Raw genomic sequence first — 15,019 nt, 5'->3', positions numbered from 1 at the left:
AAATGAAATCTTCATTTAACGTTCATAAAACGAAGATATAATAAAAATATAAAGAAAAAGAGGTAAATTAAAAATGACAAAAAATATAAATAATAACGAAATCGAAACAATTGAAGGAACTTATGTAGAAAATATCGAATATGATAACCAATATAATGAACAACCTAAAAAAACAAAAAGAAATTTTTTAAAACCATTAATTATCGGAGCATTAGCTGTAGTGGTGACTGGTGGAGTAGGAGCCTATGCATATGATAAATATGAAACTGCACAAAGAACTAAAATTCAAGATGCTTACTCAAATATTAAGTTGAATACAGGAAATCAAACAGATTCAAATAACAACGGAAATAACAACAATACACAACAAAATGCTAAGTCACAACAAGAGATTCGCTCAATTGTAGCAGAGGCAATATCAGTACCGGAGCAAAATATTAACTTTGTAAAAATTAAACCTAAATACGAGGATGATTATGCGCCACAAAATAATGGATCATCTTTATACGTGTACAAAGTAGAAGCACGTGCTAATGGATTAGAGTATGATGTAGTAGTAGATGCAGTATCAGGTAAAGTATTAAAAGTAGAGATAGATAATTAATAAAATAATAAACTGATAATCTAGAAAGAAAATCTAGGTTATCAGTTTTTTATAGTTATATGGGATGGTCTAAACGATTAATTATTCCTTTTTAATTGATTACTTTCTATTGTTATAAATATAGTATCCAATGAAAATAGCCGCTATTAAATATAGATTGAAGTTAGGATTTGCAACGTAGAAAAGCATTGCTTTATATGAAAGTCTCATAAATAATCCTTGGATAATTGACGGAGCAAAAAGTAAAATTACAATTACAGAATTATCCATTTTTTTTGCTAGTATTATTATAAATATTAATACAAGTAAAAGAATTAGAATTGCTAAGTATTTATTTATAATAATATTGAATGATGTTGGAAATTTAAAAGGATTAAAAAATATCAGTAATGCTATTAATAGTACTAAAATTGTAATTATTGTACTTTTAGTACGTTCATCGAGTTTGCTTTTGTTTGTATACATGAATATATAACTTAAATAAAATCCACCGAAAATTAAGATTCCAACTATAGCTGCTTCTAATAAATTTAAAGCCATAAAAGGATTAGCTAAAATAGGTGTAAGATAAAAAAGTAAATATATACCTGTAGCTATTATTAAATTACGTTTGAATATTGTCATATGCTCTCCTTAATTATTTAAATAATGATGATAGACCATAAGCTATAAATGAAAAAACTATTATAATAAGTAATAAAACTAGAGCACTTGAATTAAAGATGAAAAATAAAGGAAGTGCTAGAATAGTACTTAATACGGGTATAAATATAGTTCTTTGAATAAAGTATGATATTAATAGTGTTATAGCAAATGAAGTGAATCCATAAACCAATATTAAAATGAAACCAGCTTTATCACTAGTGCCATTGTAGAATTTCAAAAAAAGTAGTGGGATAATATAGTAGAAAATACTAGTAAGTAAAAATATCCCTAAAAATGTTTTTCTTTGCATGTTAAAGTCTCCGTTTATCTTGTTTTTATTATTGTAATATTTTCTATAATAGAAGTCTAGTAATATAAGAGTTTTAATAAAAAAATATTTTTTAAAGGAGGTAAAATATTTTCGGATATCCCTTGTTAAAATGAAATAATTAGAGTAAAATAAATATAATAATATAACAAAGGAGAACTATAATTATGTCAAAAGTTCATGTATTTGATCATCCATTGATCCAACACAAATTATCTTTTATTAGAGATAAGAGAACGGGTTCTAAAGACTTTAGACAGCTTACTAATGAAGTAGGTTCTTTAATGGCTTATGAAATTACTCGGGATCTTCCATTAGAGGATGTTGAAGTAGAAACTCCAATTCAAACTACTACTTGTAAACGTCTTGCAGGTAAAAAGATAGTTTTTGTTCCAATTCTTCGTGCAGGATTAGGAATGGTTGATGGTTTAATGAATTTAATTCCATCAGCAAGAGTAGGACATGTAGGTTTGTATCGTGATCCAGAAACACTTCAACCACATGAGTACTTTGTAAAAATACCAAGTAATCCAGAAGAACGTCATTTCATCGTTGTTGACCCAATGTTAGCAACTGGTGGTTCAGCTATTGCTGCAATTGACTCACTAAAACAACGTGGAGTTAACGATATTAAATTTATGTGTTTAATAGCAGCACCAGAAGGTGTAAAAGCTTTACATGATGCACATCCAGATGTAGATATCTATATCGCAGGATTAGATGAAAAACTAAATGATCATGGGTATATCGTACCAGGACTAGGAGACGCTGGAGACAGAATCTTCGGAACAAAATAATAAAATATTAATAACATATTTTTAAACAATTTAGATAAAATTTAAGAAATCGCTAGCAAATATTATAAAATAATATTATAATATGTATTAAGTATTTCTAATTTTATATTACAACAGATTTAGAAATATAAAAGATACTTAAGAAAAGAGGTGAGGGGAATATATGGAAAAACATACATATCTTATTACCAAATTATTTGGCTATGATATAACGGTTAATATTCCTAGTGTAATCACAACTTTAATAACAGTGTTGCTTACCTTTATTATAGTGATGTTTCTAACTAGTAGAATTAAATTAAGACCAGATAGTAAACGTCAAAATGCAGCTGAGTTACTTGCTTATTTCGTTAGTGATAATGTAATTAAGGGTAACGTTAGTTGGAAAAAATATGGTAAAGGATTATGGGCGACAGCGTTAACACTTATTTCACTTATTGCTGTAGCAAATACGATTGGTGTGCTTATAGAAGTTAGTTACAATGAAGTTGTATATGTGAATTCTATAACAGCCGATCCAACATTTACTTTCTCTCTTGCATTATTAGTTATTGTGTTTACTCATTATGCAGGAATTAAGTATAAAGGTACTAAACATTACTTTGGTACATATACTTCTTCGGGTATAGGTATTGCGCCGTTTAAAGTTATCGAAGAGTTTACAAACTTATTGACACTTTCAATGCGTTTATTCGGTAATATTTATGCAGGGGAAGTACTGTTAGCACTTTTAGCGACACTAACAACAGCAGGTGTCTTCGGTGCTATCGCAGGTATTACAGGTTTAGTAGTATGGAAAGGATTCTCTCTATTTATAGGATTTATCCAAGCATATATCTTTACGGTATTATCATTTATTTATATATCACATAAAATTAGTGATGAACATTAATTCAAATAAGTACACAATTTTATGTAAAAATTAATAATTAATAAAATTCATTTATTATCCAAGGAGGAAAATATAATTATGGTAGAATTAATTGGAGCAGGATTAGCAGCAGGATTAGCAGCGATTGGAGCTGGTATTGGTAACGGATATTTATTCGGTAAATTTATGGAAGGTGTTTCTCGCCAACCAGAAGTTGAACCTAAATTAAAATCTAATGCATTTGTAATGTTCGCACTTGTTGAAGCGGTACCTATCTTAGCAGTAGTTATTGCATTCATCATTTTAGCAAAATAGTTAATTTTAGTAATAAAATAAAATAACTAAGAAAAATAGGAGCAGTTAGTAAATGGAAAATTTAGTATTTTTAGCTACTGAACACGCTTCTCATCAAGGTTTTAATCTAGGAAATATGGCTATTAACATAATAGCTGTGTTAATCTTATTAGTATTACTGAAAAAATTTGCTTGGGACAAACTTATTGATATGTTAGATGAGCGTCAAAGATTAGTTGAAGGTCAACTTGATGATGCTGCTAGAAATCAAAAAGAAGCATTAGTTTTACTTGAAGAAAATCAAGAAAAATTAAAAAATGCTCAACAAGAAATTAAAGTTATGATGGAAGATGCTCGCGAACAATCTAAGATTGAAAAACAAGCTATTCTTGAAGAAGCTCGCAAACAAGCAGAACAATTAAAAGTAAATGCTCAAAGAGATATTGAGGATGAGAAGAAAAGAGCGCTTGAAGAAATCAACAGACAAATTGCTGATTTATCAGTGCTTGTAGCTTCGAAAATTTTAGAAAAAGAATTAGATGACTCAACACAAAGTGAATATGTTGATAAAGTCATTAAAGAGGTAGGGGTGAAATAATGAGTAAGTCAGTATTAGCTAATAAAATTGGATATTCATTATTTGAAGTTGCAAAAGAAAATAACGCATTAGAACAAGTAGCTAATGAGTTACCAGAAGTTGCAAAAGTTATTAATGGAAACTCTGATTTTGTTACATTGATGAACAACCCTAATTTAGAAAAAATAAAAAAAATTAACTTGATTGAAGCGTCATTTGCAGGAGTAAATAAATATGTTGTAAATGTTGTGAAAATCTTAGCAGGAAATCTGCAAATCTCATTAATAAATTTTGTTTTAGAGCAATTTACTGAATTGTTTAATAAACATTCAAATAGCGTTGTTGTAAAAGTTGAATCAGCTTCGCCACTAACTGAAGTTCAGTTAGAAAATCTAAAAGAAAAACTTAAAAATGAGTTACAACTAGAAAAAGTAGAACTTAATAACCTTGTAGACAAGAGTCTTCTAGGTGGGCTTAAACTTACTTACAATAACAAAGTAGTAGATGCTAGTGTTAGAGCAAAATTAAACGCTATAAAGTCAAAAATTTCTACAATCTAGAAGAAGTTGAAACAAGGAGGGACATAAATGGCTATTAGAGCTGAAGAAATTAGTTCATTACTAAAATCACAAATAGAAAATTATCAGTTTGAAGTTAAGTCAACAGATGTCGGTACAGTTATAGAAGTAGGGGATGGTATAGCTCGTGTATACGGTCTTAATGAAATAATGAGTGGTGAGTTAGTTGAATTCACTAAAACAGGGGTTATGGGTCTTGCTCAAAACCTTGAAGACACTAATGTTGGTATCGTAATTTTAGGACCAACAACTGATATTAAAGAAGGAGACGAAGTTCGTCGTACTGGACGTGTTATGGACGTTCCTGTTGGTGAAGAATTAATAGGACGTGTAGTTGATCCATTAGGACAACCAGTTGATGGACGTGGTCCAGTAAATACTACAAAACGTCGTCCAATTGAATCTCCAGCAGTTGGGGTTATGGGACGTAAATCTGTATCAGTTCCTTTCCAAACTGGTATTAAAGCGATCGATGCATTAGTACCAATCGGACGTGGACAACGTGAGCTTATTATCGGGGATAGACAAACAGGTAAAACTGCAGTAGCTATCGACTCAATTTTAGCTCAAAAAGGACAAGATGTTATTTGTATCTATGTTGCAATTGGGCAAAAAGAATCTACAGTACGTAGTGTTGTAGAAACACTTAAAGAACATGGTGCATTAGACTACACTATCGTAGTTACAGCATCAGCATCTCAACCAGCACCACTTCTTTACATTGCACCTTATGCAGGGGTTGCTATGGCGGAAGAATTCATGTTTAATGGTAAAGATGTAGTAATCGTGTATGATGACTTATCAAAACAAGCAGCAGCTTACCGTGAGTTATCATTACTATTAAAACGACCACCAGGTCGTGAAGCTTACCCAGGGGACGTATTCTATTTACACTCACGTCTTCTAGAGCGTGCAGCTCGTGTAAATGAAGATTTTGGTGGAGGAAGTATCACTGCACTACCATTCGTAGAAACACAAGCAGGTGACATTTCTGCATATATTCCAACAAACGTAATCTCAATTACTGATGGACAAATCTTCTTACAATCAGATTTATTCTTCTCAGGTATCAGACCAGCGATTAACGCAGGGCTTTCAGTATCTAGGGTAGGAGGATCTGCACAAATTAAAGCTATGAAAAAAGTATCAGGTACATTACGTCTTGACTTAGCATCTTACCGTGAGTTAGAAAGCTTTGCTCAATTCGGTTCTGACCTAGATCCAGCAACTCGTGAAAAACTAGAACGTGGTAAACGTACAGTTGAAGTTCTAAAACAAGACTTACACAAACCAATTCCAGTAGAAAAACAAGTTATGATTCTTTATGCTTTAACACACGGATTCTTAGATGATGTTGAAGTTAAAGATATTCACAGATTTGAACAAGAATTATATGCGTACTTAGATGCTCATGAAAATGAAGCAGTTAAGCACATTAAAGAAACAAAAGACTTACCAGCAACAGAAGTTATGGATGAAGTAATCGCTGCATTCAAAAAAACTTTTGCTTAAGATGAGAAGTAGTAGAGTAAAGGTGGTGAACTAATTGGCGTCACTAAGAGATATTAAAAACAAAATCAATTCTACAAAGAAAACTAGTCATATTACAAAAGCGATGGAAATGGTTTCCACTTCTAAACTTTTAAAAGCACAATCTAACACACAAAGATTCAATCCTTACATGCAAAAAATGCAAGAAGTGATGGGAACAATTTTTGGTAAAGGAGCTAATATCAAGCATCCTATGTTAGAAAAAAGAGAAGCTAAGAAAACTCTTTATGTGGTAATTACTAGTGATAGTGGTTTATGTGGAGGATTCAATTCTAATATCATTAGAAACTTTGTTAATACTGTTAACGAAAGACATAATGATAGCGAATATGGAATTGTAGCTATAGGTAACTATGGTGCAGAATTCTTCAGAAAAAATGGCTATAATGTAGTTGATAGTTATAGAGATATACCAGATGAGCCAAGTTTCACACAGGTTAAGGAAATTACTAATAAAGTTGTAGGTTATTTCATAGATAAAGAATATGATGAAATCTACATACATTACAATCACTTTGTTAGTATGATTCAACAGGTTGTAACTGAAAGTAAAGTTCTTCCTATAGAAAATACAGATCAATTCGCAAATTCTGATGAGCAACCTACAGGAGCTTATGAATTTGAACCTGGTGAGGCAGCAGTACTAGATGTAATACTACCACAATATGCTGAAAGTATGATTTACGGAAGTATATTAGATAGTAAGGCTAGTGAACATTCTGCAAGAAAAACAGCAATGAAAAACTCAACTGATAATGCAGGAAATATTATTGATACACTTACGATTAAATACAATCGTGCAAGACAAGCTGCAATTACACAAGAAATTACAGAGATTGTAAGTGGAGCAGCAGCAACAAAATAGTAATGAGAAAGGAGAAGCTATTAAGTTAGCAAACAACATATGAATAAAGGTTATATTCTCCAAGTTATGGGACCTGTAGTAGACGTAAAATTCGAATCAGGGCATATGCCTAATCTATTAAATGCTTTAGAAGTATTTATAGAAAAAGGTGATGGAAAAAAAGAAAAATTAGTTCTTGAAGTTTCTCTAGAAATTGGTGATAACGTAGTTAGAACAATTGCGATGTCATCTACTGATGGATTAAATAGGGGAGCAGAAGTAGTAGATACAGGAGCACCAATTACAGTTCCTGTTGGTAACTACACATTAGGTCGTGTGTTCAACGTATTAGGTGAAGCAGTTGACCACGGTGAAGAAGCAGGAGCAGAAGTTCGTAAAGATTCAATTCATAAAGAAGCTCCTACATTCGAAGAATTATCAACACACGTTGAGGTTCTTGAAACAGGTATTAAAGTTATCGACTTACTAGCACCATATATTAAAGGTGGTAAAATCGGTCTTTTCGGTGGTGCGGGAGTTGGTAAAACAGTTCTTATCCAAGAACTTATCAATAACGTTGCACAACAACACGGTGGTCTTTCAGTATTCACTGGTGTAGGTGAACGTACTCGTGAAGGTAATGACCTTTACTATGAAATGAAAGATTCAGGTGTTATTAACAAAACAGCCATGGTATTCGGACAAATGAACGAACCACCTGGTGCTCGTATGCGTGTAGCATTAACAGGATTAACAATGGCGGAATACTTCCGTGATGAAGAAGGACAAGACGTACTTCTATTCATCGATAACATCTTCCGTTTCACACAAGCAGGTTCTGAGGTTTCTGCGTTATTAGGACGTATGCCTTCAGCCGTTGGTTACCAACCAACACTTGCTACTGAGATGGGACGTTTACAAGAACGTATTACATCAACTAAAAAAGGATCTGTTACATCTATTCAAGCGATCTATGTACCAGCCGATGACTATACTGACCCGGCTCCAGCTACAACATTCGCTCACTTAGATGCAACAACAAACCTTGAGCGTTCATTAACAGAGATGGGTATCTATCCAGCCGTTGACCCATTAGCTTCTACATCAAGAGCATTAGCTCCAGAAATTGTAGGGGAAGAACACTATCAAGTTGCGACTAGAATTCAAAGAACTCTTCAAAAATATCGTGAATTACAAGATATTATCGCTATCTTAGGTATGGACGAATTAAGTGATGAAGATAAGAAAACAGTTGATAGAGCACGTCGTGTTCAATTCTTCTTATCTCAAAACTTCCACGTAGCAGAACAATTCACTGGTCAACCTGGATCATATGTTCCAGTATCTGAATCAGTAGAAGCATTTAAAGGAATCTTAGATGGTAAATATGACTATATTCCAGAAGATGCATTCCGTCTAGTTGGTGGTATTGAAGACGTATTAGAAAAAGCTCGTAAACTAGGAGTAGAAGTATAATACAAATAGGAGGTAAATAAATGAATACTTTAAGTGTAAGCATTGTTACTCCTAATGGAGAAGCTTATAGCGCAAAAGAGGCTTCTATGGTTGTATTAGGGACTACAAGTGGACAAGTTGGGGTAATGGCCAACCACGTTCCAATGGTTGCATCATTAAAAGTCGGACCATTAAAAGTAGTTTTTCCTGATGGCAGAGAAGAATATTTAGCTGTAAGTGAAGGATTTGTGGAAACACATAAAGGCGAAGTAACTATTATAGTTCAAACAGCAGAATTAGATAAAGATATTGACGTTGAACGTGCTCGAAGAGCATTACAACGTGCGGAAGAACGTCTTGCTAAAAAAGAAAATGGTCTTGATGTAAGACGTGCAGAACTAGCTTTAGCTAAAGCTTGTGCCCGTCTGAAAGTATCTGAAAAGTAAAGAAAAAGATATAGTTCATTTCATTTGAACTATATCTTTTTTTATAATTTTAAAGAGATAACTGGGAGTGACTCAAAAATTGTTATTTCGAAATCGATTTTGTCGAGTCACCCCCGCACAGTTTATTAGATATCTAAAAAGCTTTTATAAAGCAAATTTAGATATCAATAAATCACTGCGTCTATTAGTTTTCATATACACCTTGTTAAAATTTATAATTTTTGGGTCAGCCCGAGGTAAAAGTGTATTAGCTATTTTTTCTACGTTTTAATAGTATAGTTGCAGCGAATAATGAAATTCCCAATAAAGTTAAAGCCTTATTAGTAGTTTCTCCAGTTTTAGGAAGTGTTTTTGGTGGGTTTTTAGGAGTTGATTTTGCTCCTTTTGCATTTATAACTGTGAATTTTTTCTCTTCTTGTACTGCAGAAGTATTAATATCTTTTTCATTAGATGCTAATGCTGTTTTAATTTTTGCTATAATAGCAAACTTACTAAAGTGATTTACAGTAAATTGTAAATTTCCACCTGTAGTACTTGAAGGTATTAATTCAATAGAATTATCGTCTTTTAAGTGATATACAAGTATTTCTTTATCTTGTTCATTCTGAAGTAAAGCTATATGTACTGTTCTTGGTACATTTAGTTTAACTGTTTTATTATCTTTTTGTAATTCTAAATCAACAACCCTAATAGATGAAATTTCATCTTTATTATTAATTCCATTATTTTTATCATTTATTATTTTTGCTTTTAATTCTTCTAAATCTATTTTATTAGTAATATCAGTTGCTTTAAAACTGATTTCTTCGGCATGGTTAGAGTTTAGTTCTACACTGATATTTTGATCTTTTGATTTAATTACAACAGTTGTTGTTTCTTTGTTGATAGTTAGTTCTGGAAGTTTTGGAACACTAGGTGCTCTTTCTGGGTTTCTAAATTCAGAAACTTTACCATCTTTATCGATAACAACTTTATTTCCATTTGTTGAAAGTCCATCAATTTTTCCAGTGAAAGGTTTCAGAGCCTCAGCAATAGGAGCGTCAGCAGGAGTATTGAATTCAGAAACATTCCCATCTTTATCAACTACTACTTTATTGCCATTTTCAGAAAGTCCATTAACTTTACCAGTGAAAGGTTTAAGAGCTTCGGTAACAGTAGCATCAGTAGGAGTATTGAATTCAGAAACATTACCATCCTTATCAACAACTACTTTATTACCATTTTCAGAAAGTCCATCAATTTTACCAGTGAAAGGTTTAAGAGCCTCAGCAATAGGAGCGTCAGCAGGTGTGTTGAATTCAGAAACATTACCATCCTTATCAACAACTACTTTATTACCATTTTCAGAAAGTCCGTCGATTTTCCCAGTGAAAGGTTTAAGAGTATCAGCAAGAGGGACGCCAGTAGGAGTATTGAATTCAGAAACATTACCATCCTTATCAATAACTACTTTATTACCATTTTCAGAAAGTCCATCAATTTTACCAGTGAAAGGTTTAAGAGCCTCAGCAATAGGAGCGTCAGTAGGTGTGTTGAACTCAGAAACATTACCGTCATTATCAACAACTACTTTATTACCATTTTCAGAAAGTCCGTCAACTTTACCAGTGAAAGGTTTAAGAGCATCAGCAACAGGAGATTCATTAGGAATTGAATATTCATATTTTGTACCATATTCATTTTCTCTTACTTTATTTCCATTTTCGGCAACAACTGTTTTTCTAATGTTTGGATGCATTATGAATTGATTATTATCTTGGAATAATTGTCCCATTTCCAGAAGTATTTTTTCTGAATTATTTTTTGCGGCAAACATAACTCCAAGAGGAAGATTATTTTCACTCTTATAAACTGGTAAAGAGATAGCAGGATTTCCTGTTAAGTTAAATAGCCATGTAAATGGTGTTCTTCTCATCATTGGTTCCCATTGTTTTACTAGTAGATTGAATCTCTCTTTTGGATCTTTTATTTGATTAATATTATAAAGCTTTTCTTCAACCTCTGGATCTACATAAGGGTCAACTTTTTTATCGTTAGATGGTGCTGTCACAGCATTCGTTGCCATTAAGAATAAATCATATTTTTTATAAAATTCGTTCATTTGATTTATATATTCAGACATTGGTTTTGCAGAAGAAATATCAGTGTTAACAGTCTTACCTTTATATGACGATGTTCCTAGTGCATAAGTTGCAGGATCTAAATCGCGTTTATTATCTTCAGTAGCTACTTTTGCGGGAGCAGTGTATGCTCCACCAATAGCTCCAATTGTATAAGTTCTGATTCCTTCGTAACCATCAATAGGGAATTCATTTATTTCTTCTACAGTGAAGCCTTGTTTTCTAAGAAATTCAACAGCTTTAAGAACGGCCTTTTTTCCATCTTCACTTAATTCAACATCTCTTAATGGTGTTTTAAGTGAATACGCAATTTTTAATTTTTTCAAATCAGTTGGAACTTCTTCTAGTGTTTTAGGTTTGTTGATTGTTGTCTTGTCAAAATATGCCTTAGCATCTTCGATAGTTTTTACTAGAGGGAATTTTACTACATGACCCGTAGGTTTTAAACCAATTAAACCTGTCCATGAAGCAGGGATACGAATTGAACCACCAGCATCACTACCGCTTGCAATTGATACCATTCCACTTGCTACAGCACCTGCGCTTCCTCCTGAAGAACCACCTGTATTTCGACTTGGATCCCAAGGGTTACCAGCAGGTCCGAATAATTTAGAATCTGTGATATTTCTAGTTCCTAGTTCAGGGTAGTTAGTTTGTCCAAGTATTACAAATCCAAGTTTTTCGAATTCTTTTGCGACAGCTCCACTAAACTTAGAGACCTTACCTTTATTAAAATAGATACCATTAGAAGTATCACCATCTTTTAGTAAATCTAATCCTTTAATTAATGTAGGAACTCCTAAGAATGGTTGTTCTTCCCAGTTTACAGGATTAGCGGCAAGATTACCTGCTTTTACTCTCTCGTCTATTTCTTTAGCAGTTCTATATGCTTCATCGATAATAGCTTTAGGAATTTTTCCATTTTCAGTAGTGAGTACAGCATTTAATTTAGGATTTTCATCTGAAATAACTTTATATGCTAGATCAACTAACTCTGTACTTGTTACTTTTTTCTCACGAATTAGTTTAGCAAGTTCAAGAGCACTTTTTTGTTTATACTCTGCTACAGTAAATGGGATTGTAGGTTTAGAAGATGTGTTTTCTTCAGTATTAGTAGTAGAAACCTCATTATTACTACTATCTACATTAGGTTTAACATCTGTAGTTGAAGATGAATTTGTAGCAGTGTTAGAAGTTGGGGTTTCAGTAGTTGAAGTTCCGTTATTGCTAGCTGTATTATTAACTGGTGCAGATACTGTATCACTGTTTTCATTAGCATGGGCTTGGTTGTCGGTTGCTAAGACAGGAAATAGTGTAGTAGCTGCAAATGCTGGTATAAGAACGTATTTTAGATTTTTCTTTTTCATTTTTGACTCCTAATTTAATGAATAATAAATAAGCTGTTATATGCTTTGCTACTTAATTATACTCTGATATTCGCTATCAATCAAGGATATAGAATTAAAAAATAGAAAAAAATATAAGTGTCTTAATATTATCTTTTATTAGATAATATTAAGACACTCTAAATTGTTAATTTTATATAAGATTAGTATCCTTTAAGTGCATTTAGACGAGCTTCAGATTGTCCTTTACCGTCTTTTTTCTCACCTTTGTATACTGCAGATTCCCATGATCCGTACATAGGGTTAGGGAAGATGATGAATTTATCCCCAAATTCAGCTTTTAATTGTTCAAACATTTTATCTCTATCAGCTTCTGATTTAGTTGAGAATTCAGCGAAGTCAACTAAGTTATCCCCAAATAACATAACTAGGTTAGTATGTTTAATAACTTCTTGACGACGTCCTTCTTTAGACTTGTCACCTTCTTTTTTGAACATTAGGTGATCGCGTCCTTGAACTGGAAGACCTTGTGCTTCAAGGTTTTTAATTGTAGCATCTATTTGTGCATCAGTTCTGTCAGAAATGTAGTAAATTTGAACTTTATTTTTGTCAGCAAATTGTAAGAATTCTTTAGCTCCAGCCACTGGTGTAGCTTCTGCTTTTTGAACCCACTCGTCCCATAATTTTGGATTGAATGCAGTTCCATCTTTAACCATTTTTACTTGGAATGGTATGTTGCTTAATACTGTTTCATCAATATCTAAGACGATAGAATATGGTTTATCAGTAGGCTGTTTTAATAGTTCTTTTAACTTATTAGTAGCAACATTGTAACCTTGTTGGTATAATGCATCTACTTCAGCAGCATTTTGATACCATAAAGCTCCCATTGTATTTTCGCGTGATCTAAGTTGATCGTAAGTAAGAGTTATCTTGTTATCTCCACTCTTATTTTCTTCTTTTTTTTCTTCAGTTTTTTGTGCACAACCTGTTGCAAGAACAACAGTAGCTAATACTGATGAAATAGTCATAACAAATTTTTTATTTTTCATAATAAATATAGCTCCTTTTATTGTCTATAACTATAAGTATAATTTATTAATTAGGAAATTTCAATATGAAATTATTTTTTAAAAATTTATAATTTAAATATTTTAATATAAAATATTTAAATTAACGTTGAAAACGATTTATGAAATGATAATAAAACAAAATTAGTATTATTTTTATTTGAAGAATAATGATTTGTATTTTCTCGATTGAAATACAGAATTTTATATGCTATACTGAAATTAGGTGTTTTGAAACGCTTACTATAAGATTTCTTATAGATAATCACAATTAAATAATGAATTAAAAAGTTTAGTTTGTCATATAATTTTACTTAAAAGAAATTCAGGTTGTAAAAGGGATGAAAATATGAGTTATCTTATAGGAGTAAAATAATTAACAGGGGGAAAAACACATGACAATAAAAGTTGCTATTAATGGTTTTGGTCGTATTGGGAGATTAGTCTTAAGACAGATTCAAGCTCAGCATGCAGATGATATTGAGGTTGTAGCTGTCAATAGATCAAGAATGAGACCGATAAATCAAATAGTTTATCTGTTAAAATATGATACAACGCAAGGACCTTTTCCAGGGACTGTAGAAGAAGGAGAGGGAGCGTTTATCGTAAATGGTAAAGAAATTAAGGTTTTTGGAGAACCAGATCCAGAAAATTTACCATGGAAAGAGTTAGGTGTAGATATTGTTCTAGAATGTAGTGGACGTTTTAACAGTAAGGATAAAGCTGAAGCGCATATAAGAGCGGGAGCTAGGAAAGTCCTACTTTCTGCACCAGGAGGCTCAGATGTCAAAACTATTGTATATAATGTTAATCATGAAATACTAACTGGAGAAGAGACTGTAATCTCGGGTGCGTCATGCACTACAAACTGTCTTGCTCCAATGGCAAAAGTATTACATGATAAATTCGGTATTGTACATGGTTTAATGACAACTATCCACGGATATACAGGAGATCAGCATACTTTAGATGGATCTCATAACAAGGGGGATTTTAGACGTGGACGAGCAGCCGCAGAAAATATAGTACCGAATACTACAGGTGCTGCTAAGGCTATAGGATTAGTTATCCCAGAGTTAAATGGACGTTTAGATGGAGCAGCTCAAAGGGTACCCGTTCCAACTGGTTCGTTAACAGAATTATTTGTAACTATTGAAAAAAATGCTACTGTGGAAGAAATTAATGAAGTAATGAAAAAAGCAGCTAATGAATCATATGGATATACGGAAGATCCTATAGTATCTTCAGATATAATAGGAATGAGTTATGGTTCATTATTTGATGCTACACAAACAAAAGTTATTGGACAGGGCAAAAATCAAATGGTTAAGGTTGTTTCTTGGTATGATAATGAAATGTCATACACTGCACAACTAATTAGAACATTGAGATATTTTGTAAAATTAGTATAGAATATAAATTATAAGGCTAGGAATCTAAAAAAGGTTTCTAGCCTTTTTTGATTTCCATTATTATTTACTTAGTCATTTACT

15 protein-coding genes are annotated in these 15,019 nt (G+C 32.4%); 11 read left to right on the top strand and 4 right to left on the bottom strand.

Annotated elements, in window-relative coordinates:
* Positions 1 to 73: 73 nt before the first annotated feature.
* Positions 74 to 604, top strand: coding sequence for a PepSY domain-containing protein (locus tag ACWOA3_RS04250; protein WP_456884279.1), 531 nt, complete (start codon positions 74 to 76; stop codon positions 602 to 604).
* Between the two features lie 99 nt (positions 605 to 703).
* On the opposite strand, the gene ACWOA3_RS04245 is transcribed toward ACWOA3_RS04250, so the two are convergent.
* Both ACWOA3_RS04245 and ACWOA3_RS04240 read right to left on the bottom strand, forming a co-directional pair.
* Complete coding sequence (locus ACWOA3_RS04245; RefSeq protein ID WP_456884277.1) at positions 704 to 1,228, bottom strand: hypothetical protein; 525 nt, start codon at positions 1,226 to 1,228, stop codon at positions 704 to 706.
* Positions 1,229 to 1,241: 13 nt separating this feature from the next.
* Positions 1,242 to 1,559, bottom strand: a complete 318-nt coding sequence (locus ACWOA3_RS04240; protein WP_003147233.1) for a hypothetical protein — start codon at positions 1,557 to 1,559, stop codon at positions 1,242 to 1,244.
* A 185-nt stretch (positions 1,560 to 1,744) separates the two neighbouring features.
* Here ACWOA3_RS04240 and upp point away from each other — a divergent pair, with 185 nt between their 5' ends.
* The 9 genes from upp (at position 1,745) to ACWOA3_RS04195 (ending at position 8,990) form a co-directional block, all read left to right on the top strand.
* On the top strand, positions 1,745 to 2,374 hold the full coding sequence (gene upp, locus ACWOA3_RS04235; protein WP_003147232.1) for a uracil phosphoribosyltransferase: 630 nt from the start codon (positions 1,745 to 1,747) through the stop codon (positions 2,372 to 2,374).
* Positions 2,375 to 2,537: 163 nt separating this feature from the next.
* Positions 2,538 to 3,266: a F0F1 ATP synthase subunit A gene (gene atpB / locus ACWOA3_RS04230; protein WP_003147230.1), complete on the top strand. Its 729-nt coding sequence runs from the start codon at positions 2,538 to 2,540 to the stop codon at positions 3,264 to 3,266.
* Positions 3,267 to 3,344: 78 nt separating this feature from the next.
* Positions 3,345 to 3,560, top strand: a complete 216-nt coding sequence (gene atpE / locus ACWOA3_RS04225; RefSeq protein WP_003147228.1) for a F0F1 ATP synthase subunit C — start codon at positions 3,345 to 3,347, stop codon at positions 3,558 to 3,560.
* A 52-nt stretch (positions 3,561 to 3,612) separates the two neighbouring features.
* A complete protein-coding gene (gene atpF, locus ACWOA3_RS04220) occupies positions 3,613 to 4,137 on the top strand; it encodes a F0F1 ATP synthase subunit B (RefSeq protein ID WP_003147226.1) in 525 nt (174 codons plus the stop codon).
* Entirely contained in the window at positions 4,137 to 4,676 is a 540-nt protein-coding gene (atpH, locus tag ACWOA3_RS04215; protein ID WP_003147225.1) for an ATP synthase F1 subunit delta, read from the top strand. Before atpF ends, atpH begins: the two co-directional genes overlap by 1 nt.
* A 27-nt stretch (positions 4,677 to 4,703) precedes the next feature.
* On the top strand, positions 4,704 to 6,206 hold the full coding sequence (atpA, locus tag ACWOA3_RS04210) for a F0F1 ATP synthase subunit alpha (protein WP_003147223.1): 1,503 nt from the start codon (positions 4,704 to 4,706) through the stop codon (positions 6,204 to 6,206).
* Between the two features lie 34 nt (positions 6,207 to 6,240).
* Complete coding sequence (gene atpG / locus ACWOA3_RS04205; protein WP_003147222.1) at positions 6,241 to 7,110, top strand: ATP synthase F1 subunit gamma; 870 nt, start codon at positions 6,241 to 6,243, stop codon at positions 7,108 to 7,110.
* 39 nt (positions 7,111 to 7,149) lie between these two features.
* Entirely contained in the window at positions 7,150 to 8,565 is a 1,416-nt protein-coding gene (atpD, locus tag ACWOA3_RS04200) for a F0F1 ATP synthase subunit beta (protein ID WP_456884274.1), read from the top strand.
* Positions 8,566 to 8,585: 20 nt separating this feature from the next.
* Positions 8,586 to 8,990 (top strand): F0F1 ATP synthase subunit epsilon, encoded by a 405-nt coding sequence (locus tag ACWOA3_RS04195; RefSeq protein ID WP_003147220.1) that lies wholly within the window; start codon positions 8,586 to 8,588, stop codon positions 8,988 to 8,990.
* 247 nt (positions 8,991 to 9,237) lie between these two features.
* On the opposite strand, the gene ACWOA3_RS04190 is transcribed toward ACWOA3_RS04195, so the two are convergent.
* On the bottom strand, positions 9,238 to 12,477 hold the full coding sequence (locus tag ACWOA3_RS04190) for an amidase family protein (RefSeq protein ID WP_456884272.1): 3,240 nt from the start codon (positions 12,475 to 12,477) through the stop codon (positions 9,238 to 9,240).
* Positions 12,478 to 12,659: 182 nt separating this feature from the next.
* Positions 12,660 to 13,508, bottom strand: coding sequence for a 5'-nucleotidase, lipoprotein e(P4) family (locus ACWOA3_RS04185; protein WP_172497903.1), 849 nt, complete (start codon positions 13,506 to 13,508; stop codon positions 12,660 to 12,662).
* A gap of 413 nt (positions 13,509 to 13,921) precedes the next feature.
* Between ACWOA3_RS04185 and gap the strand changes: the two genes are divergently transcribed.
* Positions 13,922 to 14,938, top strand: a complete 1,017-nt coding sequence (gap, locus tag ACWOA3_RS04180; RefSeq protein WP_456884269.1) for a type I glyceraldehyde-3-phosphate dehydrogenase — start codon at positions 13,922 to 13,924, stop codon at positions 14,936 to 14,938.
* The last annotated feature ends 81 nt before the right edge of the window (positions 14,939 to 15,019 follow it).

Source organism: Gemella taiwanensis, assembly GCF_054054385.1.
This window is presented reverse-complemented; position numbering and strand designations above follow the sequence as displayed.

Coding starts and splice junctions, on each gene's coding strand:
- ACWOA3_RS04240 (WP_003147233.1), bottom strand. CDS start 1,559: ATGCAAAGAAAAACATTTTTAGGGATATTTTTACTTACTAGTATTTTC.
- ACWOA3_RS04190 (WP_456884272.1), bottom strand. CDS start 12,477: ATGAAAAAGAAAAATCTAAAATACGTTCTTATACCAGCATTTGCAGCT.
- atpD (WP_456884274.1), top strand. CDS start 7,150: ATGAATAAAGGTTATATTCTCCAAGTTATGGGACCTGTAGTAGACGTA.
- ACWOA3_RS04250 (WP_456884279.1), top strand. CDS start 74: ATGACAAAAAATATAAATAATAACGAAATCGAAACAATTGAAGGAACT.
- atpF (WP_003147226.1), top strand. CDS start 3,613: ATGGAAAATTTAGTATTTTTAGCTACTGAACACGCTTCTCATCAAGGT.
- atpA (WP_003147223.1), top strand. CDS start 4,704: ATGGCTATTAGAGCTGAAGAAATTAGTTCATTACTAAAATCACAAATA.
- atpH (WP_003147225.1), top strand. CDS start 4,137: ATGAGTAAGTCAGTATTAGCTAATAAAATTGGATATTCATTATTTGAA.
- atpB (WP_003147230.1), top strand. CDS start 2,538: ATGGAAAAACATACATATCTTATTACCAAATTATTTGGCTATGATATA.
- atpE (WP_003147228.1), top strand. CDS start 3,345: ATGGTAGAATTAATTGGAGCAGGATTAGCAGCAGGATTAGCAGCGATT.
- gap (WP_456884269.1), top strand. CDS start 13,922: ATGACAATAAAAGTTGCTATTAATGGTTTTGGTCGTATTGGGAGATTA.
- ACWOA3_RS04185 (WP_172497903.1), bottom strand. CDS start 13,508: ATGAAAAATAAAAAATTTGTTATGACTATTTCATCAGTATTAGCTACT.
- ACWOA3_RS04195 (WP_003147220.1), top strand. CDS start 8,586: ATGAATACTTTAAGTGTAAGCATTGTTACTCCTAATGGAGAAGCTTAT.
- upp (WP_003147232.1), top strand. CDS start 1,745: ATGTCAAAAGTTCATGTATTTGATCATCCATTGATCCAACACAAATTA.
- ACWOA3_RS04245 (WP_456884277.1), bottom strand. CDS start 1,228: ATGACAATATTCAAACGTAATTTAATAATAGCTACAGGTATATATTTA.